The 21,656-nt window shown below is 59.9% G+C and carries 22 protein-coding genes; 14 read left to right on the top strand and 8 right to left on the bottom strand.

Annotation, left to right across the window (positions count from 1 at the left end; translation table 11 throughout):
- Nucleotides 1–4 precede the first annotated feature (4 nt).
- The 3 genes from BUQ81_RS04340 to BUQ81_RS04350 are packed head-to-tail and all read left to right on the top strand — an operon-like array spanning nt 5 to nt 4,451.
- The gene (locus tag BUQ81_RS04340; RefSeq protein WP_074201162.1) at nt 5–1,195 is read left to right on the top strand and encodes an ATP phosphoribosyltransferase regulatory subunit; all 1,191 of its coding nucleotides are present in this window, start codon (nt 5–7) and stop codon (nt 1,193–1,195) included.
- Complete coding sequence (locus BUQ81_RS04345; RefSeq protein ID WP_074201163.1) at nt 1,182–2,525, top strand: adenylosuccinate synthase; 1,344 nt, start codon at nt 1,182–1,184, stop codon at nt 2,523–2,525. The genes BUQ81_RS04340 and BUQ81_RS04345 overlap by 14 nt, the downstream gene beginning before the upstream one ends.
- Nucleotides 2,526–2,540: 15 nt before the next feature.
- The gene (locus tag BUQ81_RS04350; protein ID WP_074201164.1) at nt 2,541–4,451 is read left to right on the top strand and encodes a SurA N-terminal domain-containing protein; all 1,911 of its coding nucleotides are present in this window, start codon (nt 2,541–2,543) and stop codon (nt 4,449–4,451) included.
- Nucleotides 4,452–4,454: 3 nt separating this feature from the next.
- Here the strand turns inward: BUQ81_RS04350 and BUQ81_RS04355 are convergent, their stop codons facing one another.
- The 6 genes from BUQ81_RS04355 to purM form a co-directional block, all read right to left on the bottom strand.
- Nucleotides 4,455–5,717: a Y-family DNA polymerase gene (locus tag BUQ81_RS04355; protein WP_074201165.1), complete on the bottom strand. Its 1,263-nt coding sequence runs from the start codon at nt 5,715–5,717 to the stop codon at nt 4,455–4,457.
- Complete coding sequence (locus BUQ81_RS04360; protein WP_074201166.1) at nt 5,714–6,298, bottom strand: LexA family protein; 585 nt, start codon at nt 6,296–6,298, stop codon at nt 5,714–5,716. The genes BUQ81_RS04355 and BUQ81_RS04360 overlap by 4 nt, the downstream gene beginning before the upstream one ends.
- A 251-nt stretch (nt 6,299–6,549) precedes the next feature.
- Nucleotides 6,550–7,161, bottom strand: a complete 612-nt coding sequence (gene dcd / locus BUQ81_RS04365) for a dCTP deaminase (protein ID WP_074201167.1) — start codon at nt 7,159–7,161, stop codon at nt 6,550–6,552.
- Nucleotides 7,158–7,865 carry a DUF3108 domain-containing protein gene (locus BUQ81_RS04370; protein ID WP_074201168.1) on the bottom strand — a complete coding sequence of 236 codons (708 nt, stop codon included), beginning with the start codon at nt 7,863–7,865 and terminating at the stop codon, nt 7,158–7,160. Before BUQ81_RS04370 ends, dcd begins: the two co-directional genes overlap by 4 nt.
- Nucleotides 7,840–8,511, bottom strand: a complete 672-nt coding sequence (purN, locus tag BUQ81_RS04375) for a phosphoribosylglycinamide formyltransferase (protein WP_074201169.1) — start codon at nt 8,509–8,511, stop codon at nt 7,840–7,842. Before purN ends, BUQ81_RS04370 begins: the two co-directional genes overlap by 26 nt.
- Nucleotides 8,508–9,554, bottom strand: a complete 1,047-nt coding sequence (purM, locus tag BUQ81_RS04380) for a phosphoribosylformylglycinamidine cyclo-ligase (protein WP_074201170.1) — start codon at nt 9,552–9,554, stop codon at nt 8,508–8,510. The genes purN and purM overlap by 4 nt, the downstream gene beginning before the upstream one ends.
- 105 nt (nt 9,555–9,659) lie before the next feature.
- Here purM and BUQ81_RS04385 point away from each other — a divergent pair, with 105 nt between their 5' ends.
- The 8 genes from BUQ81_RS04385 to BUQ81_RS04420 are packed head-to-tail and all read left to right on the top strand — an operon-like array spanning nt 9,660 to nt 15,202.
- Nucleotides 9,660–10,718 carry a DUF2066 domain-containing protein gene (locus tag BUQ81_RS04385; protein ID WP_234947340.1) on the top strand — a complete coding sequence of 353 codons (1,059 nt, stop codon included), beginning with the start codon at nt 9,660–9,662 and terminating at the stop codon, nt 10,716–10,718.
- On the top strand, nt 10,715–11,440 hold the full coding sequence (locus tag BUQ81_RS04390; protein ID WP_074201172.1) for an HdaA/DnaA family protein: 726 nt from the start codon (nt 10,715–10,717) through the stop codon (nt 11,438–11,440). Before BUQ81_RS04385 ends, BUQ81_RS04390 begins: the two co-directional genes overlap by 4 nt.
- The gene (locus tag BUQ81_RS04395; protein ID WP_074201173.1) at nt 11,437–11,946 is read left to right on the top strand and encodes a TlpA family protein disulfide reductase; all 510 of its coding nucleotides are present in this window, start codon (nt 11,437–11,439) and stop codon (nt 11,944–11,946) included. Before BUQ81_RS04390 ends, BUQ81_RS04395 begins: the two co-directional genes overlap by 4 nt.
- Nucleotides 11,943–12,467, top strand: a complete 525-nt coding sequence (locus tag BUQ81_RS04400; RefSeq protein ID WP_074201174.1) for a thioredoxin family protein — start codon at nt 11,943–11,945, stop codon at nt 12,465–12,467. The genes BUQ81_RS04395 and BUQ81_RS04400 overlap by 4 nt, the downstream gene beginning before the upstream one ends.
- The gene (locus BUQ81_RS04405; protein WP_074201175.1) at nt 12,464–13,738 is read left to right on the top strand and encodes a TolC family protein; all 1,275 of its coding nucleotides are present in this window, start codon (nt 12,464–12,466) and stop codon (nt 13,736–13,738) included. Before BUQ81_RS04400 ends, BUQ81_RS04405 begins: the two co-directional genes overlap by 4 nt.
- Nucleotides 13,735–14,235: an efflux RND transporter periplasmic adaptor subunit gene (locus BUQ81_RS04410; protein WP_074201176.1), complete on the top strand. Its 501-nt coding sequence runs from the start codon at nt 13,735–13,737 to the stop codon at nt 14,233–14,235. The genes BUQ81_RS04405 and BUQ81_RS04410 overlap by 4 nt, the downstream gene beginning before the upstream one ends.
- A complete protein-coding gene (locus BUQ81_RS04415; RefSeq protein WP_074201177.1) occupies nt 14,232–14,495 on the top strand; it encodes a hypothetical protein in 264 nt (87 codons plus the stop codon). The genes BUQ81_RS04410 and BUQ81_RS04415 overlap by 4 nt, the downstream gene beginning before the upstream one ends.
- Entirely contained in the window at nt 14,492–15,202 is a 711-nt protein-coding gene (locus BUQ81_RS04420; RefSeq protein ID WP_084188231.1) for an ankyrin repeat domain-containing protein, read from the top strand. Before BUQ81_RS04415 ends, BUQ81_RS04420 begins: the two co-directional genes overlap by 4 nt.
- A 54-nt stretch (nt 15,203–15,256) precedes the next feature.
- On the opposite strand, the gene BUQ81_RS04425 is transcribed toward BUQ81_RS04420, so the two are convergent.
- Entirely contained in the window at nt 15,257–16,975 is a 1,719-nt protein-coding gene (locus BUQ81_RS04425) for a proline--tRNA ligase (protein ID WP_074201179.1), read from the bottom strand.
- A gap of 51 nt (nt 16,976–17,026) precedes the next feature.
- On the opposite strand from BUQ81_RS04425, the gene BUQ81_RS04430 reads away from it, so the two are divergent.
- A complete protein-coding gene (locus BUQ81_RS04430) occupies nt 17,027–18,376 on the top strand; it encodes an anti-phage deoxyguanosine triphosphatase (protein ID WP_074201180.1) in 1,350 nt (449 codons plus the stop codon).
- A 20-nt stretch (nt 18,377–18,396) separates the two neighbouring features.
- On the opposite strand, the gene queG is transcribed toward BUQ81_RS04430, so the two are convergent.
- On the bottom strand, nt 18,397–19,551 hold the full coding sequence (gene queG, locus BUQ81_RS04435; protein WP_074201181.1) for a tRNA epoxyqueuosine(34) reductase QueG: 1,155 nt from the start codon (nt 19,549–19,551) through the stop codon (nt 18,397–18,399).
- Between queG and tsaE the strand changes: the two genes are divergently transcribed.
- A complete protein-coding gene (gene tsaE, locus BUQ81_RS04440; RefSeq protein ID WP_074201182.1) occupies nt 19,550–20,020 on the top strand; it encodes a tRNA (adenosine(37)-N6)-threonylcarbamoyltransferase complex ATPase subunit type 1 TsaE in 471 nt (156 codons plus the stop codon). The two genes, queG and tsaE, sit on opposite strands and share 2 nt — an antisense overlap.
- Nucleotides 20,021–20,080: 60 nt before the next feature.
- Entirely contained in the window at nt 20,081–21,652 is a 1,572-nt protein-coding gene (locus tag BUQ81_RS04445; RefSeq protein WP_074201183.1) for an N-acetylmuramoyl-L-alanine amidase, read from the top strand.
- Nucleotides 21,653–21,656 lie beyond the last annotated feature (4 nt).

The raw sequence follows: 21,656 nt of genomic DNA on the forward strand, positions 1-21,656 counted from the left end.
TGTTATGACCACCACCCACATCTGGTTTACACCCGAAGGTATTGAGGATCTGCTGCCGCCTCAGGCGGAAAAGCTGGAATTCTACCGCCGCGAACTGCTGGACCTGTTTGCCGCCTCGGGCTACGAGCTGATCAAACCACCCATTGCAGAGTTCTTTGATTCCCTGCTGACCGGCTCAGGGCAGGACTTGTCGAGGGAAACCTGCACCTTTGTGGATCAGGAAAGCGGGCGTACCATGGGCGTCCGCGCCGATACCACGCCGCAGGTGGCGCGCATCGCCGCTTCGCGCCTCAGGGCCCGTGAAGGGGCGCCGCTGCGTCTGTGCTATGCCGGCGATACCCTCAAGGCACGCTACAATCGTGCCCGCGGTACGCGCAACCCCTACCAGACCGGCGTGGAACTATTCAATGTGCCGGGCAAAGCAGGTGATGCGGAAATCCTGTTGCTTCTGCTCGAAAGCATGGATGCGCTGGGCCTGGCCCCCATTACCTTGAGCCTCGGTCATGCCGGACTGATCAAGCGCGTTCTCTCCGAGTGCTCACTGCCCGAGTCGGAGGCTGGGGTTCTGTTGACGCTGCTCAACCGCAAGCGGTATCCCGAGTATCAGGCCTGGCTGAATGCCAATCTGCATTACATCCCCTATGACCTGCAGGCACTGTTTACCGACTGGTTTGAATTGTCGGGTGAGGCTGAAACGGTCATTGATCAGACCAAGTCGCTGCTGAGCGCCTATCCTGAAATGGTGGCCGAGCTAGATGGCATGCTGGATCTTCTGGCGCTGCTCAAGGCAGCCGCGCCCCATGTGCGCATCTTTGCCGATCTCGCCGAAATTCGAGGTTATTACTACCATACGGGGCTGATGTTCAGTACCTATGTAGTGGATGAACATGATCGAGCTCTGGTGGTGGCTCGCGGTGGGCGCTATGACGGCATTGCCGAAGCCTTCGACAACCCCATGTCTGCAACCGGTTTCAGTCTGGATTTGCGTGCGGTGCTCGATCTGCTGGCACCGGTGGAACGCACTGGTCAACGTGTCTGGGCGCCCATGGAAGCCGATCCGCAGCTGCATGAGAAGGTGCGCGACCTGCGCAGCGAAGGGTATGAGGTGGTGTGGTGCGAAGCAACACCGGACGGCGCCGTATGCAAACTTTCCAAAATTAATGGCTTGTGGACGATAGAGAATGACGAAGCGTAATGTAGTCGTAGTCGGCACCCAGTGGGGCGATGAAGGCAAGGGCAAGATTGTAGACCTGCTGACCGATCGAGTCAGTGCGGTCGTGCGTTTTCAAGGTGGTCACAATGCAGGCCATACGCTGGTGATCGATGGCCATCAGACCATTCTGCACCTGATTCCGTCCGGCATTCTGCGCGAAGAGGTGGAGTGCATGATCGGCAATGGCGTTGTGCTGGCACCGGATGCCCTGCAGAAAGAGGTGGAAACGCTCGAGGCGCAGGGACTCAAGGTGCGTGAACGCCTGCTGGTGAGCGAGGCCTGCCCATTGATTCTTGATTACCACGTGGCCATCGACCAGGCGCGGGAGCGCCGCCGGGGCGCCAAGGCGATTGGCACCACCGGCCGCGGCATCGGCCCGGCCTACGAGGACAAGGTGGCACGTCGCGGTCTGCGTGCCGGCGACTTCAAGGACATGCGTCATTTCGAAGCTGTGCTGCGCGAGACCCTCGACTACCACAATTTCATGCTGACGCACTATTACAACGAAGAGGCGGTTTCGTTCCAAGCGCTGTGGGACAAGTGTCTCGCTTACCGTGAGCTTGTTCTGCCCATGCTGGCCGACATTCCGGATCGCATTCATGCGCTCAATGCGGCAGGCAAGAACATTCTCTTTGAAGGTGCACAGGGCACGCTGCTGGATATCGATCAGGGCACCTATCCCTATGTCACCTCCTCCAATACCACCGCTGGCGGTGCAGCATCCGGCAGCGGCGTGGGTCCGTGCCGACTGGATTATGTACTGGGCATCACCAAGGCCTATGCCACGCGCGTTGGTGGCGGACCCTTTCCCACCGAGTTGCCTTATGACGTGGAGAAGGACGAGGGAGACCCCATCGGCAAGTGGCTCGGCACACGGGGCCACGAATTTGGAGCGACCACCGGGCGGCAGCGTCGTTGCGGCTGGTTCGATGCCGTGGCGCTGCGTCGTTCAGCCCAGGTCAATGGTCTGTCTGGCATGTGCCTGACCAAGCTGGATGTGCTGGACGGGCTGGAAGAGGTGAAGGTTTGTGTCGCTTACGATTTTGACGGTGAGCGTCGCGAACTGCCGCCGTACAGCGCCGACGAATACGCGCGCTGTACCCCCATCTATGAAACCCTGCCGGGCTGGAAGGAAAGCACCGTCGGCATCGATGCATGGGACAAGCTGCCCACGGCCGCGCAGGAGTATATCCGCTTTATTGAAGCGCAGGTGGGTGTTCCGGTGGCGATTCTCTCCACCGGTCCCGACCGTTATGAAACCCTGGTGATGCAGGATCCCTTCGATCCGCAGGCACCGCGTCACTGCAACTGAAAAACAGGATATACCATGCTGGAGTTTATTCGCGAAAAAGCCAAGGGCATGATTGCCTGGGCCATCATCATTCTGATCGCCGTGCCCTTTGCACTGTGGGGCATCAACAACTACTTCACCGGGGACAAGGGGATTGTTGTCGCCGAAGTGAACGGCGAAAAGATTCCGGCGGTGGAGTTTGTCCGTGCCTATCAGCGCGAACGGCAGCAGTTGCAGCAGCAACTGGGCGATGCCTTCGATGAGAAGGTGAACGACGAGCAACTGCGCAAGCAGATTCTTGCTCAGCTGATCGAGGCCAAACTGATTCAGCAGTGGACGCAGGATCATCACATGGCCATCAGCGATGCGCAGCTGGCGGCGGTGATTCAGTCTGCGCCCATTTTTCTTGATGACGAGGGGCAGTTCGATCACAAGAAATATGAGCAGCTGCTGGCCAATAACGGCCTGACGATTGCGCAGTTTGAACAGCTTCAGCGCCAGTTCCTACTGGAACAGCAGTATCTTAATCTGACGCTGGCCTCCAGCCTGGCCACGCCGATGGAGGTTGATCAGCTGGTGGCGCTGCAGCAACAGCAGCGCAAGGCCGGTTGGATCGAGTTTGACCTGAAGCCCTATCTGGCGCGCATCAAGATCACTGATCAACAGATTGCCGACTACTATGCCGCGCACAAGGATGAGTTCGTCGAGCCCGAGAAGGTGGTGGTGGACTATGTGCTGCTAGACAAGCAGCGCCTGGCCAAATCCATCAACCCGGATGAAGCGACGCTGAAGCAGTTCTACGAAGAAAACCGGGATTTGTACGCGGAACCTGAAGAGCGCCGCGTGCGCCATATCCTCATTCGCGCCCAGCGCGGCGATAAGGCGTCCGAACAGGCGGCGCTGGCGAAGATCAAGCAGATTCGGGGCGAGCTGAAGCAGGGCAAGCCCTTTGCCGAGCTGGCCAGGCAGCATTCGCAGGACCCGGGTTCCGCCGAAGTGGGTGGTGATCTGGGTTACTTCGAGCAGGGCATGATGGCGCCCGAATTCGACAAGAAAGTCTTCAGCATGCAAAAGGGTGAAATCTCCGAGCCGGTGCAGACCGATTTCGGCTATCACCTGATTCTGCTGGAGGGCATCAAGCCACGGCGTGTTCTGCCCTATGACAAGGTGAAGGAGCGTGTGCTGCAGGCCTATCGTCAGCAGCAGGCGGACAAGCAGTATTACGACCTGCTGGAAAAACTGAACTCCATCGCCTATGAACAGCCCGACAGCCTTGAGCCTGCAGCCGAGGCCATCGGCGGCAAGGTGGAAACCTCCAAGCCGTTTGCGAAGGGGCAGGGTACCGGTCTGTTTGCCAATCCGAAGGTGAACGAGGCGGTGTTCAGCGATGACGTCTATAACCAGCACCTCAATAGTCCCGTGGTGGAGCTGGGCAATGATCGTGCCATGGTCGTGCGTCTGAACAAGCTCATCCCCCGTCGCCAGCTGACACTGGATGAGGTCAAGGCGCGTATCCGTACCCGGCTTACGCAGGAGCAGGCTGTCGCACAGGCACGCGCCGATGCCGAGAAGGTGCTCGAAGCCCTGCGCCAGGGTGCCGAGCCTGAATCGGTGGTCCAGCCCGGCATGACCTGGTATGCACCGAAATGGGTTGGCCGTGAGCGTCCCGTGGCACCTGCTGCCATTCAGGCAGCCATTTTCAAGGCGCCCAAGCCCCACGATGGCAAGCCGAGTCTGCAGCTGATTGCGCTGCCCAATGGGGCCCCCGTTATCCTCGTGATCGAAGCCGTGCGTGGCGCCACCGACAAGGTGCCCGAGATCATTCTCAAGCAGCTGAAGCTGGCGCTGCGCGGTCTGTATGGTGAAAGCGAGGTGGCCTATCGTATCGCCCAGCTGAAGAAGCAGGCGGATATCGAGATCAACGACGCCTATCTGACGCTGAAGTAAGCGTCAGATCGCCCGCGCAACCGGCAGATCCTGCCAGCGGGTGGTGTAGCTGCGCCGCTGCAGCGCACGGCGAATCTGCCAGCGTGGCTTTGGTGCGGTGCCCTGTGCCGCAAGGCGGACCACCGCTTCACCGTAACGGCTGTTGATCTGTTCCATCAATGCCGCCACCTCTGCGGTGGCGCTGCATGCTTCAGTGTCTGCCAGCACTGCCTGACGTGGCTGCTGCGGGCGCAGATCCGTCAGCATCACCAGCACCTTCCTGTAGGCCGCGCCCGGCTGCCAATGCTGTCGCAGCAGGGCTTTGGCCACCTTCACCAGCTCGATGGTATCGTCCGTGGGCACGGCAAGCGTTTTGAACGCCCAGTGCCGCACCACCGGCGGCTTGAAGCGATCCGTGGTCATGAAAACCCCCACTTCTGCGGCCAGCGAGCGCTGCTGTCGCAATTTTCCCGCAGCGGTCACGGTAAAGTTGCTCACCGCCTGTTCCAGCAGTGACAGAGACTGAATGCCCGTGGGAAAGGAGCGTGAGCTGATGATCTGCTGGCGGGGCGCCGGGCTCATGTCCAGCTCGAAGTGCCGTTCGCCGTGCAGTTCGCGATGGAGTTGCCACAGGGGCTTGTGGCCTATGCGCCGGGCCTGGTCGGATGTCAGCGCCATGAAGTCTGCTGCACTGTGCACGCCTTGCTGCTGCAGTCTGGCCGTGAGACGCTTGCCAACCCCCCACAGGGCGGACACGGGTGTGGTCTCCAGCAGGGTGCGCCGCACCGTATCGGGCAATGTGGTCCAGTCGCAGGCGTGCTTGAACAGCGCATGATCCTTGGCCCAACGGTTGGCCAGCTTCGCCTGCACCTTGGTATGGCCCAGTCCTACCGCAATGGGCAGCCCCAGCTGACGGCGGATGCGTTCGCGCACGCCATGCCCCCAGTCCGCATCACAGCCGGCTGGCACATGCAAAAAGCTTTCATCGATGGAATAGACCTCCTGAGCCGTGGCTTCCTGTGCCAGCAGGGCGTGCATGCGCTGGCTCATGTCGGCGTAGAGTTCATAGTTGGAGGAGCGGGCCACGCCGCCGTGGCGCTGCAGGGTGTCGCGAATCCGAAAGAAGGGCCGCCATTTCAGCCCCAGCTGCTTGGCCGGTTCGTTGGCGGCCACGACGATGCCGTCATTGTTGGAGAGCACCACCAACGGATGCTCCGCCAGCCGCGGCTCGAACACCATTTCGCAGCTGGCGTAAAAGTTGTTGCCATCGACCAGGGCGATTTTCATCGGAAGCTGTGAATCACGGAGGTCACCACGCCCCATACCTGCAGTTCCTGCAGGTCGGAGAGCACGATGTTGTCATAGTCCGGATTTTCCGCCTGCAGGGTGACTGTGTCGCCGTGCAGGCGCAGCCGCTTGACCGTCAGCTCGCCGTCCAGCACGGCGATGACAATGTCGCCGTCCTTGGGCGCCAGCGCGCGGTCCACCACCAGCAGGTCGCCATCGTGAATGCCGGCTCCCGTCATGGAGTGACCCTGTACGCGCATGAAAAAGGTGGCTTCGCGGTGCTGAATCAGATGGCTGTTCAGGTCCAGCGCCGGTTCCTGATAGTCTTCGGCGGGGCTGGGAAAACCGGCCGGCACGCGGCTGGAAAAGAGCGGTCGCGGCAAGGCCGTTGGTGTGGCAGTGGCTGCCTGAATTTCGGCGATATTGCCATGGGTGCCGGCCTGCAAAAAGCGCCGCACGGCTTCCACCTGCGACTGCGGCACGCGCATCACCGTGGTGGGCTCGCCATAGCGGCCGCTGCCTCTGGGACGCCCGGCACCGGGCCGCGCACCGCCTTTTTTGTTTTTCGTTACATTTTTCATATTTAAAAAGTGTAACAGAAAACAAAATGGGATAAAAGCGGACAGGATTGGCCGCAGAAGCGCTGGAGGCAGGCATTTCAGGGTTGGCAAAAAATGCGCCTGTAAAAAAGTCGGGGACCCCCCTTTCAGCAGGGGGTTCGTAACAGCTGGTGAAGAGGACAAAGTTGCATCTGGTTCGTCGCCTGACCCTTAGGGTGACGCAGACGCTTTGTTGAGACAGGTGTCTAATAACCTGTCAGGAAGAAGCACCCTCAGCTATCGCCGTCGGCAAGCAGGTCCAGCTGGTCGGTGTCGATGCGGCTGGAGACAGGACCGCGCTGATTGCGGTACTTGGCGTCCTTGCGCTTGTTGTAGGGATTCTGGACCGGGCTGGAGAGGGTCTCGAAGTTAATGGCGCAGATGTCCATGCCGGGGCGCAGCGCCAGCGGCAGCTTGCCGCTGTTGAAGATTTCCAGCACGATCTGGCCGTGCCAGCCCGGATCGATGCGGTGCGCGGTGACATGCACCATCAGGCCGAGGCGGGCCAGGCTGGAGCGCCCGTCCAGCCAGCCCACCAGGTCGTCGGGCAGGGTAATGGTTTCCAGCGTCGAGGCCAGGGCCAGTTCGCCAGGGTGCAGAAAGAAGGAGTCACCGTCTTCGATAACGATCTCCTGACTCATGATTGCGTCCAGCTGCTGCTGCAACTGATCCCGCGGGCCGCCCAGATCGATGTAGGGCGCCTTGTGGTCGTTGAAGACGCGGAAGCGGTTGTCCAGACGCAGATCTACCGTAACGCCCTTGATCTTTTCCTGCGACGGCAGCGGATCCATCTGAATCTTGCCGGCTTTCAGATAGCGGAGAATGTCGGAATCGCTCAGTCTCATGGCGTTTGGGGTTCCTTGCGTAGTTGCAGCACGATGGTTTTCTGTTTTTCTTTGTTGACCACCTCGACGCGACCGGGCAGGTGGTGGAAGGTGGGCACCAGCCACAGGGTGATGCGGGCATGGAGTAGGTCGCCCTCGTAGCGCAGGGCCTTCACTTCACGGTCGTCGTCAGACAGGACGACGGTATCGGGCACGGCCCGCACCTGCCACTGTATGCGGTCCTGCCAGTTGTTGTCCTGCAGATACAGCTCCATGGGCAAAGGCTGATTATTCTGATGTAGCCAGGCCAGGTAGAGCGGCAGGGTGAGCATGTCAAATAGGTGGTCGCGTTGGGGATAGGTGCGCTTCTTCTCGGTGTAAAGCACGCTGCCATCCGGTTGACGCAGAAGCGTGACCGTCTTGACCAGGCGATCACCATCGAATTTCTGTTTTCGGTAGCGTTCCCAGACAAGGTTGTGTGGCGTCTGTTTCAATGCGCTCTGTTCGAGGAAATGTTCGCTGGTAAACAGACGGGCCAGTCCCTGGGGTTCGGTGCAGGCGGTCAGGGTGCAGACACCATCCGCCTGGCAATGAAACTGTTGTGTGCTGGTGCCCAGCGCCATGCCCAGCGCATGCACGTCATATTCGGCGTGGAAGTTGGGCAGGGCTGCTGCCTGCACAATGCCTGCGAACAGAAGACTACTCAGCCAGGCCCAGTAGCGCATTGAGATGCTCCAGATCAAGGGGTAGTCGGCAGTTTGTGGCATGGCAGACGGCGGCGCCGTTTTCATAGGTGATCAGCTCCCGTGCCAGCGCTTCCGTAACCCGCGGATAGGCCTTGTGCTCTTCTGCGTGCACTCGCTGTTGCAGGCACGTTTCCGTATCGTCGGCATGGATTGGAATCGCCTGCTGAAAGATCAGTGGTCCGCCGTCCAGTTCCGAGGTAACAAAGTGAATGCTCAGGCCATGCTCGCTGTCACCGGCTTCCAGCGCGCGGCGGTGCGTGTGCAGACCACGGTACTTGGGCAACAGCGACGGGTGGATGTTGACCGCCTTGCCCAGATAGTGATCGGTGAAAACGGGGGTGAGAATGCGCATGAAGCCTGCGAGCACGACAAGATCCGGCTGCCAGGCATCCACGGCCTGCACCAGTTCGGCATCGAAGGCTTCGCGGCTGTCGAACCGGGTGTGATCCAGCACGGCGGTCTCCACACCGGCCTGCCGAGCCCGGGTGAGCCCGTAGGCATCGGCCCGGTTGGAGAGAACACCGACCACCTCATAACCGCATGCCTCGCCTCGTGCTGTCTGCCAGTCCAGAATGGCCTGCAGGTTACTGCCACTGCCGGAAATGAGGACGGCAACGCGTTTCATGCGAGGTTTTCAAGCACTACGTGGGGTGTGGCTTCGTCGCTTTCGGCAATGTGGCCGATGGTGTAAACGGTTTCGCCTGCCGCTGTCAGTTCTGCCCTGGCGCGTTCGGCATTTTCGGCCGCCACCACAACGGCCATGCCAATGCCACAGTTGAATGTGCGGTGCATTTCCACGGGGTCGATGTTGCCGGCCTGCTGTAGCCAGTCGAAGATGGCAGGGCGCTGCCAGCTTTTAACATTGATAACCGCCTGGGTATGGGGCGGCATGACGCGCGGAATGTTCTCCAGCAGGCCGCCACCGGTAATGTGAGACAGGGCGTGCACGGGCACTGAATTGAAGATCTGCAACAGCGATTTTACATAGATGCGGGTGGGCGCCATCAGCTGATCGATCAGCGGCGCACCATTGAATTCGCTGCGCGGATCCACACCGCTCACCTCGATAATCTTGCGGATGAGGGAGTAGCCGTTGGAGTGGGGGCCGGAAGCGGCCAGTCCGAGAATGACATCGCCCGCCTGCACTTTGGAACCATCGATAATCTCGTCTTTTTCCACGATGCCCACGCAGAAACCGGCCAGATCGTAATCCCCGTCAGGGTACATGCCGGGCATTTCGGCCGTTTCGCCGCCGATCAGGGCGCAGCCCGCCTGCTTGCAGCCTTCGCCAATGCCACTGATGACACTCTGGGCCACATACAGGTCCAGCTTGCCCGTGGCGTAGTAGTCGAGGAAAAACAGGGGCTCAGCCCCCTGAACGACGAGATCATTGACGCACATGGCGACCAGATCGATACCCACCTGATCGTGCTTGTCGTAGTCGATGGCAAGACGCAGCTTGGTGCCGACACCATCGGTGCCGGAAACTAGCACGGGTTGGCGATAGCGCTCGACGGGCAGTTGAAACAGCGCGCCGAAACCGCCCAGAGAGGCCATGACTTCAGGGCGGGCGGTGGCTTTGGCAATGGGCTTGATGGCATCGACCAAGGCGTTGCCGGCATCGATGTCGACACCGGCATCCTTGTAGGTGAGGGATGTCTGGCTCATGAACGGTATTGTCCTGGCTTGTCTAAAAAATTTAGCATATTTTAGCTGATCAGCTTAAGCTAACGCCAAAAACTGCCGCAAGCCCAAACAAGTAAAGGAATGAGCGTGTTGCGACCCTTTTTATTGCTGGTTTTTTTCGTTGCAGCCCTGCCGGTACAGGCTGCCATGGACCTGTTTTCCCTGCGTATTCCCGCACCGCCAGGTGCGTCTCAGCAGGCGTTGCTGAAGCAGGCGCTGGGCATCGAGCTGATCCGCCTCAGCGGTGTCGGCGTCCTGCCAGGCGAGGCCCAGACGCTGCTGCAGACGCCTGAGCGGTTTGTGGCACGTACGGCCTATGTGCCCTGGCAGCAGGATGGGGTGACGCTCGGCCAGCAACTGGAGGTTCATTTTGCCCGTGCGCCACTGCTCAAGGCCATGGAGCAGGCGGGGCTTGAATACTGGCCGCTGGCGATGCGTCCCCGTGTGATGGTGGCACTGGTCTGGTCGGTACAGGGGCAGGCCCAGCCGGTAACGCCCGAGATCATGCAGGTGCGCCCGGACCTGAACATTGAACCGCTCCTCTATCAGCTTGGGATTCCACATGGGGTTCCCAGCGATGTGAATCATCCCCTGTTTCACCGTCCCGTGTTGAGTACACAACTGGTGAAGCAGTACGCCAGCGGGCATGACGGTGTCGTGCGCCTATATGCCAGTGACAGCCTGCGTGACGGGCCGCAGCGGGTCGCTCTGGACTGGGAAAGCCTGCTGCCGGACTGGCCTGATGAATCCAAGGGGCACCTGAAGGCCCCCGATACGCTGGACGGCGTGCGCCAGGCGTTTCTTGCGCTCATGGCGCGCTGGCGGCAACAGTTTGACGCAGTCGCCGATGTGGAAGGGCACGCAACGCTGAGGGTTTTGGCGGATGATGCGGAAAGTTTGCTCGCTTTTGACCGTGCTTTACCGCAGGCAGCGCCTTTTATCGTGGAGGGAACCATGACCACAGTGCGCAAGGGAGAGGCAGGCTATGATCTGGTCTATCGCGGCAGCTGGCAGTTTCTGTTGCGAACGTTGCAACACCTCGTGCCTGCCCGGGTGGAAGTCAATAATCCCGTAAAGCAGGAGATCACCCTGCAGCTACTATCGAAACAGATGGATGCGAAACAGAAGCAGGTGACACAACCATGAGCGCTCAGCAATTGCCCCTCAATATCGAGCTGCGCCCGGAGGCCAGCTTCGACAGCTATGTGACCGAGCAGGAGGCGGTCGCCATTGCGTTGCATCAGATTCAGATGGCCATCGTCCGCAATCGCGGCGGCAGCTGGTATTTCTTTGGTCCGCGCGGTACCGGTCGCACGCATCTTTTGCAGGCTGCCTGTCGGCTCAGTGCTGCATGGGAGCGTCGCTGTGCCTATGTCCCGCTCAATGATCCGGACGTGCGCGACTATCCCGATCTGCTCAAGGGCATGGAGCAGGTGGATGTGCTCTGCCTCGACAATGTGGATGCGGTGCTGGAGCGGGAAGACTGGCAGGGGGCACTGGCAGATGTGCTCCTGCAGGCACAGACACTGGGGCGTGTGGTCATTATGGCCGGATTGCAGCCCATGAGTCTGTGGCCCATCCGCACTGAGCGGCTGACGCTGGCGCTGGCCAATGTGATTCCCGTGGGGCTGGAACCGCTGCGTGATCCGCAGACGCTGTCGCTGGCGATCCAGCGCCATGGTCGTGTCCGTGGTCTGAAAATTCCCAAAACTGTTATCACTTATCTGCAAAAAGCCTACGGTAGCGATTTGCAGGAACTGCTGGCCGTGCTTAAGATTATCGAAGAGTCTAGTCTGGTAGAAAAACATAAAATCGACCTGCCGTTTGTAAAGCGGGTGCTGGGTCATACCCACAAGGAGAGTCCATGAAGAGATACCGTCGCTGGATAGCAGGCCTGTTGCTCTGGAGTTTTGCTACCTTGATGGTGGCCGCGCCTGTGGATGTCACCTTTACCGATCTGGATGGCAAGCCTGTCAAACTCTCCGACTATCGCGGCAAGTTTGTGGTGGTGAATTTCTGGGCCACCTGGTGCCCGCCCTGTCTGGTGGAGATTCCCGATCTGGTCATGTTTCATGCCGAGCATGAGGACAGGGATGCGGTGGTAATTGGCGTCAACTACGACGACGATCTGTCCATTGAAAAAATCCGCATTTTTGCCGAAGATCAGATGATCAACTATCCAGTGGTACGCCTGCCGCGGGAATACCGAGACGGCTGGACCCCGTTTGGACCGCTTGTGGGGCTGCCAACCACGTTCATGGTGGATCCCCAGGGCAATGTGGTGGCTCGCTATACCGGTGCGCTGGATCAGAAAACCCTTGAAGGCTTTATATCGCAATACCGCAAGCTGCATGCGGGGGGAGGGAACAGATGAAACCAATCATGGCGCTATGGAACGCCCTGCTTTGGATTGCGCTGTTGAGCGCGCCTGTGCAGGCCGCCGACTTCTTTAATGAAACCTTCGGCAACTTTCAGGAAGAGCTGGAAACGGCGCGGGAAGAAGGCAAAAAGGGTGTTTTCGTTTTTTTTGAAATGGACGAATGTCCCTTCTGCCATCGCATGAAGATCACCATCTTCAACCAGTCGGATGTGATCGAAGCCATGAAGAAGGACTTTCTTGCCTTTCGCTGGGATATCGAGGGCGATACCGAGGTGGTGGACTTTGATGGTACCGAAGGCACCATGAAGTCCCTGGCCGAGAAAAAATACCGTGTGCGCGCCACGCCGGTGATGATCTTCTTCGATCTGAACGGCCAGCCGGTATTGCGCTACACCGGCCCCACACGCACCAAAGACGAGTTCCTGTGGATGATTGAATACGTGCGCGATGGCTGGTATAAAAAAATGAAATTTGCACGGTTTAAACGGATGAAGAAGGCGGGTGAGTTGAAATGAAACGGTTTCCGCTGCTGTGGCTCCCGCTGTGGCTGATCAGTCTGAGTGGACTTGCAGCGGAGACATCGAAAGCACCGCCACTGCCTGATCCGCTTACGCTGGAGGCGGTGCTGCAGCATGCCGATCAGACGCCGCCGGAAGTCTTGCTATTGCGTGCCAGCTCCGCGATGCTGGCGGCCCAGCAGCAGGCCAATGAAACGGCGACGGCGCCGCGCGCTTCACTCTCCGGCTCGCTGGGTCGCCATGAATTTCAGGGCGACGACCACGCCTATCACACGCTCTATCTCAACCTCTCCCAGTTGCTGTACGATCAGAATCGCAGCGGTGCCCTGAATGCTGCACTGGAAACCCAGCGCAAGGCTGTTGAAATGCGCGAAGCGGACGCCCGTCAACGCTACCGGCGTCAACTGATGCGCGCCTTTTTTGACGTCATTCTGGCCGATCTGGACTACCGCCGCCTGAATGAGAAGATGGCGGTGGTCTATGTGACCCTTGATCGCATGCGTAATCGCCACGCGTTGGGCTCCATTTCCGATGTGGAACTGGCCCGGCAGGAAAAGGATTATCAGCAGCTGCTGCTGCAGCGGGATCAGGCGGAAAAGCGTCAACGGGAAAAGCGTGTGCTGCTGGCAGTGCTCATGGGGCGCCCCGATGCCCTGATCGATAGCGTCAAGCCACCCAGACTATCGCCTTTCAAACGTTCTCTGCCGTCGCTGGAAAAGTTGATGGCGCGGGCGACGCAGCAGGCAGCGACACTGCAGGCGCTGCGTACCGAGTTGGCCGCACTTGAGTACAAGACGCAATGGGCGCGTCGGAGCAGCCCCATTACCTTGGAGGCGGTCGGACAGGGCGGCATTCGCCATTATGAAAACGAAATCGACAAGGATCGCTGGAATGTGGCATTACAGCTGAATGTTCCCCTCTACGATGGCGGTGCCACGAATGCCGCCCTGGCACAGGTGGCGGCGGAGCGGCTTAAGCTGCGGGCGCAGCTGGGCCAAACGCAGCGATCGGTGCAGCAGCGCGTCGTGCAGCTGTGGCGGCAACTGGCCAGCATGAACCGAGAGCTGGCGTTTCTCAAGGCCTACAGCAACTTTGTGGACCTCAACTACATGCTCAAGCAGGGTCTGTACGAAAACGAAGAGCGTACCGATCTGGGGGATGCCATGATCGAGCAGTCGGAATATGACTATCGCATGGCCGAGGCGCGTTTTCGCTATGCTCTGCTCTGGCAGGAACTGGACGATTTGATAGGAGGCAAACAGCCATGAAACGCGGACTGTTGGGCGCAGCACTTCTTTTGAGTGCTGCCATGACGCTGGCTGCCGAGCCGGTAAAGGTCGGTGCGCTGGTCACCGGCATGATCGAGGCCATGCCGGTAAAGGCAGGGGATGTGGTCAAGCGCGGTGCGCTGCTGTTTCGTGTGGACATGGCCATGTGGAAGGCGCGCCGTGCCGAGCTGGCGGCGCAAGTGGCGCTGCGCAAAGCGCAGCTGGAGGATGCCCAGCGGGATCTGGCCGAGCAGCAGGACCTTTATGATCGCACCGTTCTGGCTACGCGGGCTCTGCAGCGCTCGCAGACCAGAGTCGCCATCGCCAAAGCACAGCTGCAGGCCGCGCAAGCTGCATTGCAAGCGCATCAGGCATGGAAACGCTACTACGAAGTGCGCGCACCCTTCAAGGCGCGGGTGAAGGCAATACAAACGCCGGCCGGAAGCACCGTTTACCGCGAAAATACCCCGGTAATGCTGCTGGAGCCTGCATCATGAATGGGTGGGCACTGAAGCTGCGTTATGCACGCAAATACTGGAAGCTGTTGATTCACCTGACCTTCAAGACACGCCACTTTGGCGTCAACAACCGCTGGTGGGTGGCTCAGCCGTCGGCCATCGGCTGGCAGCCATGGCAGATCCTGTGGGGCATCGTTACCGTGATGCCCATCGTGCGCAATGTGCAGTCGCTCAAGGTGCGCAGTTGCATCGGCTGGATCCCTCACGACGAGTGTGAAGCACTGGGACTGATGCGATGAGACGACTTTTCTGGACGGGCTTGTTGATCATGGTATTGCTGGGCGCTGCTCGGGCGGAAACGCCGGCGGGCAAGGCACTGCTGCAGGCATGCCAGCAGCAGGGATTGAGTGCACTGCAACAGGCGGATCGCAGCCTGCTGGATGCCGATGATCAGTACGCCCTGTGGGCCCTGGCGGCAAAACGCAACTGGCCATTTGATGCAGTGCGCAAACTGCTGCCGGTAGATGTGGTGGGGCCCTATGGGCGCACCATCGCCTGGCCTGCTGCAGAATACGGCCGACTGGGCTGGCTCAAGGCACTTGAGCCGAAGTTGTTGAGCGTGCAGGATGATCAGGACCAGACCCCGCTGATGCAGGCAGCCTGGTCAGGTCAGCTGGAGGCTGTGAAGTGGCTGGCAGCGCATGGCGGTCGGCTGGATGCCCATAATCGAACGGGCTGGACGTCGCTGCATATGGCGCTGTTCAACGATCAGCTGGACGTGGTTGATTGGCTGCTGGCACAGCAGGTGCCGGTCACCGGAGAGACCCGCCGTGGCTGGACCACGGTTTCACTGGCCGTTGCCGGCGGGCACTGTCAATTACTGCCGCGCCTGCTGAAAGCCGGCGCGGACAAAAACACCCCGGTGCAGATCGGAGGGCAGACCTTTCGGCCGGATGAGCTGGCCAAATCCCTTGGGATGCGCGACTGCCTGAAGTGGCTTCAGTAGCCGATCTTTCAGGTTTTTGAGCAGAAAAGAGGCGGCCCCCATAGGGCCGCCTGATCAGTTCTCGGCGAGCAGCGCCTGCAGGCGCTCCACCACTTCATCCACCGGCAGGGCAGCCTCTTCACCGCTGCGGCGGTTCTTGTACTCCACTACGCCCTTGTCCAGGCCGCGATCGCCCACCACGAGGCGGTGTGGGATGCCGATCAGCTCCATGTCGTTGAACATGACCCCTGGACGTTCGTTACGGTCGTCAAACAGCACTTCGATGCCCGCCGCCTGCAGGTCTGCATACAGCTTTTCAGCCGCTTCGCGCACGCGGGGCGACTTGTGCAGCTGCATGGGGATCAGTGCCACCTGGAAGGGGGCGATGGCCTCGGGCCAGACAATGCCGCGCTCGTCGTGGTTCTGTTCGATGGCGGCTGCCACCACCCGGCTCACGCCGATGCCGTAGCAACCCATCTGCAGTACGGTTGCCTTGCCCTGTTCGTTGAGCACGGTGGCGTTGAGCGCCTTGGAGTACTTGTCTCCCAGCTGGAAGATATGGCCTACTTCGATGCCGCGGCGGATCTGCAGCACGCCCTTTCCGTCTGGGGAAGGGTCGCCTTCTACCACATTGCGCAGGTCGGCAACATCGCTGATCTGCGCATCGCGTTCCCAGTTGGTGCCAGTATAGTGGTAGTCATCTTCGTTGGCGCCGCAGACGAAATCGGCCATGACATTGGCGCTGCGATCGATGATGACGGGGATCTTCAGCCCCACGGGGCCGATGGAGCCGGCGCCGGCACCAGCCACCTTGCGCAGTTCCTCTTCGCTGGCGAAGGTGAGCGGTGCAGCGACGAGAGGGTGCTTTTCTGCCTTGATTTCGTTGAGTTCGTGATCACCGCGCAGGCATAGCGCCACAAAGGGGGCGTCCTCGCTGGCGCCATGGACGATCAGGGTCTTGAGCGCCTGGGTGGGCGCCACCTTCAGATAGTCGCACACGTCCTTGATGCTGTACACGCCGGGCGTATGCACCTTTTCCAGCGGCTTTGAGGGCGCCGGGCGTTCCACCGCAGGCGCAACGGCTTCCGCCAGTTCCACGTTGGCGGCATAGTCGCTTTCGGTGGAGAAGGCGATGGCGTCTTCGCCGGAGTTGGCCAGTACGTGGAATTCATGGCTGGCATCGCCGCCAATGCTGCCCGTGTCGGCCAGAACGGGGCGGAAATCCAGCCCCATGCGGCTGAAGATGCGGCTGTAAGTGTCGTACATCACCTGATAGGTCTCTGCCAGCGAGTCGCGGTCCAGATGGAAGGAGTAGGCATCCTTCATCAGGAACTCACGTGCACGCATCACGCCGAAGCGGGGGCGGATCTCGTCACGGAATTTGGTCTGAATCTGATAGAAATTGGCCGGCAGCTGCTTGTAGCTGCGGATTTCGCGGCGCACCAGGTCGGTAATGACCTCCTCGTGGGTGGGCCCCAGCACGAAATCACGCTGATGACGGTCCTTGAAGCGCAGCAGCTCCGGGCCATAGTCGTCCCAGCGACCTGACTCCTGCCACAGTTCGGCCGGCTGCACCACGGGCATGAGCACTTCCTGGGCACCGGAGGCGTCCATTTCCTCGCGAATGATGCGCTCCACCTTGCGCAATACGCGCAGCCCCAGCGGCAGCCAGGTGTAGAGACCGGAGGCGAGGCGGCGGATCATGCCGGCGCGCAGCATCAGCTGGTGGGAGATGACCTGAGCGTCTGCGGGCACTTCGCGGGTGGTGGCCAGCAGGAAACGAGAGGTTTTCATAACCGTGGGATTCCTTATAATCGGTGACATTGAAATTGCGGAAATTTTAGCATGCAGCCACACCCCGATGCGCCCGAGTGGGCGGAGCGATATACCGATTTTCTCAGCGGTCAGCCGCCCAAGCCCGCCCGTGTGGTGTATCAGCGCGACCGTGCGCGCATCATTCACTCTGCGTCGTTCCGGCGCCTGCAGTCAAAAACCCAGGTGCTGGGGCTGCACGAGAGCGATTTTTACCGCACGAGGCTGACCCACTCCATGGAGGTGGCGCAGATCGGCTCGGGTCTGGTGGAGCAACTCTCCATCAGCGGTGAGGGGCAGCCGTGGCATGAATGGCTGCCCAACCTGTTTCTGATTGAGGCCATTTGTCTGGCCCACGATCTTGGGCACCCGCCGTTCGGTCACGGCGGGGAGATGGCGCTCAACTACATGATGCGCAGGCACGGCGGTTTCGAGGGCAATGCGCAGACCCTGCGCATTCTGACCAAGCTGGGCGAATACACGGCGGAAAATGGCATCAATCTGTCGCGCCGTGCCACCCTGGGGGTGCTCAAGTATCCGGTCATCTACGACGAAATCGTCTGCTGTTACGAACCCTTCAAGACCGCCATGGCGGAGCCGGACGCGCAGGATTACCTGACGCTCAACCCCAACCACTACCAGCCGCCCAAATCCATCTTTCTGGATGAAAAGCCCGAGTTCGAGTGGGTGCTGGCGCCGTTCAGCCCGTCGGACCGAGAACGCTTTACCCGCATCGAGCGCGTGAGTGAACAGCAGTTCACCCGTGACAAGGCGTTTGACACCACCATTATGGATCTGGCGGATGATATTGCCTATGGCATCCATGATCTGGAGGATGCGCTGGCCATGAACATGATCAGCCGCGAGGCGTGGGAAGACGAGGTGGTACAGACCGATGCCTTTCGCGCGGCGGGCATGTGGACGCCGGAAATGGACGACTGGCTCTTCTCCGGTCGTTCCCGCCCGCGCAAGCGCGCCATCAGCCTGATGGTGGGCATGATGATCGAGGCGGTCGAGGTGGTGGAGAATCCGGACTATGAGCATCCGCTGCTGCGCTATCAGGCGCGGCTGCGTCCTGAGGCGGCCGCGGTGCTGGACCTGCTGAAACGCTTTGTGTTCAAGTGGGTGATCACCCTGCCGGAAGTGAAGGGGCTGGAGTACAAGGGGCAGCTGATCGTGCTGAATCTGTTCAAGGCGTTGTGGGGCAATGCGGATCGTCTGCTGCCGCGCAATACCTTTGCGCGTTTCGAGCAGGCGGAAACCGAACGGGCGAAACGGCGCGTGGTGTGCGACTACATCGCCGGCATGAGCAATGTGTACGCCGCCCGGCTCTACAACAAGCTGTTCAGTGCCGACGCCGGTTCAATTTTTGACCGGCTTTGAGTACATCCTGACATACCCGTTCACTCTTCCCTTTTGACCAGCTTCTCTTTGCAGCGCCGGGGTAAATAGGCCTTGCGACCGACCAGAAGAGGGGGGTCCCCGACTTTTTTGCGGTGCCGTTTTTCGCGCTGCTGCGCCAGTGCCCAGTGCACGTGTTCCAGCACCATTTTAGAGCTGATTTGCGGTTTTTTTGCCCCCAGCGCGGCCACTACAGCGTCTGATGCCGGTGCATTGCCCAGCGCCACGGCCAGATTGCGCTGCCAGCGTTCAAAGCCGATACGGCGGATGGGGGAGCCCGCGAAGCGTTCCAGAAAGTCTGTCTCGCTCCACTGCCACAGTTCCAGCAGGGTGGCGCGATCCAGCGCGTGGCGCGGCTTGAAATCGGTTTCCCGGTTGGGTTCGGCGAAGCGGTTCCAGGGGCACACCAGCTGGCAGTCGTCGCAGCCGTAGATGCGGTTGCCAATAAGTGGGCGCAGATCTTCGGGAATGGCGCCTGGGTGTTCGATGGTGAGGTAGGAGATGCAGCGGCGCGCATCCACCACGCCGTCTGCCACAATGGCGCCCGTGGGGCAGGCATCCAGGCAGGCGGTGCAGGGACCGCAGCCCTGCTTTTCGAAACAGGGATCCGGCGGCAGCTGCAAATCCGTGTAGATTTCGCCGAGAAAGAACCAGCTGCCGGCCCGGGGATGGATCACCAGCGAGTTCTTGCCGATGAAGCCGAGCCCGGCTTCGCGGGCGATGGGGCGCTCCAGTACCGGCGCCGAATCGGTAAAGATGCGGTAGTTGAAGGGGCCCACCGCTTTCTCGATAAAGGCGACCAGATTCTTGAGGCGGTTGCGAATCAGCTTGTGGTAGTCGCGTCCCAGCGCATAGCGAGAGATATAGGCATGGTCGCCACGCTGCAGTTGCGCCAGCGGGTTTTCACTGTCGCAGTCGTAGTAGTTCATGCGCACGCTGATAATGCTCTGTGTGCCTGGCACCAGCAGATTCGGGCGGGTGCGCTTGAGTCCGTGGCGTGCCATGTATTCCATTTCGCCATGGAAGTGCTGTCCCAGCCAGTTAAAATAGGATGCTTCATAGGCTGACAGATCGGTGTGGGTCACACCGCAGTCAGCAAAGCCGAGGCGTTGCGCTTCGGCACGAATAGATTCCTTCAGGCGGGCGGTGTCGTTCATGAGTCAGCATTGTAGCTTCAATCATCCGGTGCGCTGTGAAGACGAAGCAGCCACGCGCGCGTTGGCCGAGCGGCTGGCGCACTGCCTGGTGGAACATCGCGCCTTTGAAAAGGGCACCGTGCTGGCACTGTATGGCGATCTTGGCACGGGCAAGACCTTCTTTGCCCGTGCGCTCATTCAGGCTTTGCTCCCCGACGCGCGCGTAAAGAGCCCTACCTATACGCTGTTCGAACGCTATGACACATCATACGGCCCCGTTTACCACTGGGATCTCTATCGCCTGTGCGAGCCGGAAGAACTGGAGTATGTGGGGCTGCGCGATCTGCTGCAGCCGCCGTGCCTGCACATTGTGGAGTGGCCGGAAAAGGGGGCCGGGGTGCTGCCGGATGCAGACATCACCGTGTCAGGACAGGTGTGCGGCGAGCAGTGTCGCCTGTTTACTGTTCAAATTGGCATGGAACTTGTTTGACGTCTCTTGAAAACCGACCCAATCCGATTGGGTGTTACATTACACAAGGGACGAAATGCCATGAAAGGCGAAAAAACTATTTACGCCGTCATCTGGAGGGTGTGGCTCATTCTTGCCCTGACGTTGTGGGTGACACAAAGCCATGCACGCTTGATTGATGTTCGTACGGGACATTCTGCCGAAGCCACACGGGTGGTGCTGGACTTGAGCGAGCGCACCGACTTTCAGGTTTTTCCCCTTTATAAACCCAATCGTGTTGTTGTCCGCCTTAAAAATGCAGGTCGTCATCTTCCCTTTACACGCCAGATATTGAAAGACAAGCGTATTAAGCGTATTCGCATTGGCCGCAACAAGCGTGACCTGATCGTGGTATTCGACCTGAAGGGCGACAAGCGTTTCAAGTATTTCGCGCTCGGCCCCAAGGGCCGCGGTGTGGCACAGCGTCTCGTTGTCGATATTGTGGAACCGGCGGCGGTTGCGCGAAAAACATCTGCCAGGGCACCGGCACGCAAGCTGGCCAAGCGCACGTCCTTAAAGCCAGTGGTGAAAAGGGTGGCCTCCCATAAGCCTGCCAAAACGGTCAGCAGGGCTGATAAAAAAACGCCGCTCGTCCGCAAGCCGGTGAAAAAGACCAAAACCGTTGCGCACAATGCGAAGAAGTACACTGTTAACAAGAAGCAGCCTGCCAGGCTTACCGCCGAGCAGAAACAGCTGCAGGAAGAGATTCTCAAGTACACGCGCCGTCCGCTGGATGACCGGAAGGTGATTGTGGCCATCGATGCCGGGCATGGCGGCAAGGATACCGGTGCTATAGGGGTTGGCGGGGTGAAAGAGAAAGATCTGACTCTGGCGCTGGCGCGTCAGCTGAAGCGGGAAATCGACAAGCTGCCCAATATGCGTGCCGTACTGATACGCGACGGAGACTACTTCATTTCCCTGAACGAGCGTCCGCGTATCGCCAAGGAGAAGAATGCCGATCTGTTCATCTCACTGCACGCCGATGCCTTTCCGGATGATCGCAGCGTGCGTGGTGGCTCCATCTACGTGCTCAACGAGCGTGGTGCCACTACTGCCCTGAACCGGGCGCTGGAGCGCAGCGAAAACGGCAGCCTGTTTGTGCATGCGCAGCAGTCGCCCAAGAAGGTGGCCTATATCCTGGGTGATCTGACCCGCAAGGCCAACCTGCAGGCGAGCCGTGGTCTGGCGAAAACCATACTCAAGCAGCTGGCACGCAAGGTGCGCATGCACAAGCTGTCGGTGCAGTCTGCCAACTTTGCGGTGTTGCGCCAGCTGGACATGCCCTCCATTCTGGTGGAAACGGCTTTCATCTCCAACCCGCATGATGTCGCCAATCTGCGTTCGCGTCGCTTCCAGCAGCGCTTTGCCGCGGCATTGGCGCAGGGCATTGCCATCTATGCCCGCAACCGTGCTGACCAGCCGCACTGGGGTGAAACCCTGTTCGTGAAATACAGAGTGCGTTCCGGCGACACTCTCTCTGAAATCGCCCAGCGTTTCGGCACCGACGTGCGCACGCTCAAGCGCCTGAATCGCATCAAGCGGGCAGACCGTCTCTATGCTGGCATGCGCCTGCGCGTGCCGCTCAAGGACAAGGTGGTTGCCGCGCTCAACTGAGTCC

Origin of the sequence: Sulfurivirga caldicuralii (assembly GCF_900141795.1) — a bacterium.
Lineage (GTDB): Bacteria > Pseudomonadota > Gammaproteobacteria > Thiomicrospirales > Thiomicrospiraceae > Sulfurivirga > Sulfurivirga caldicuralii.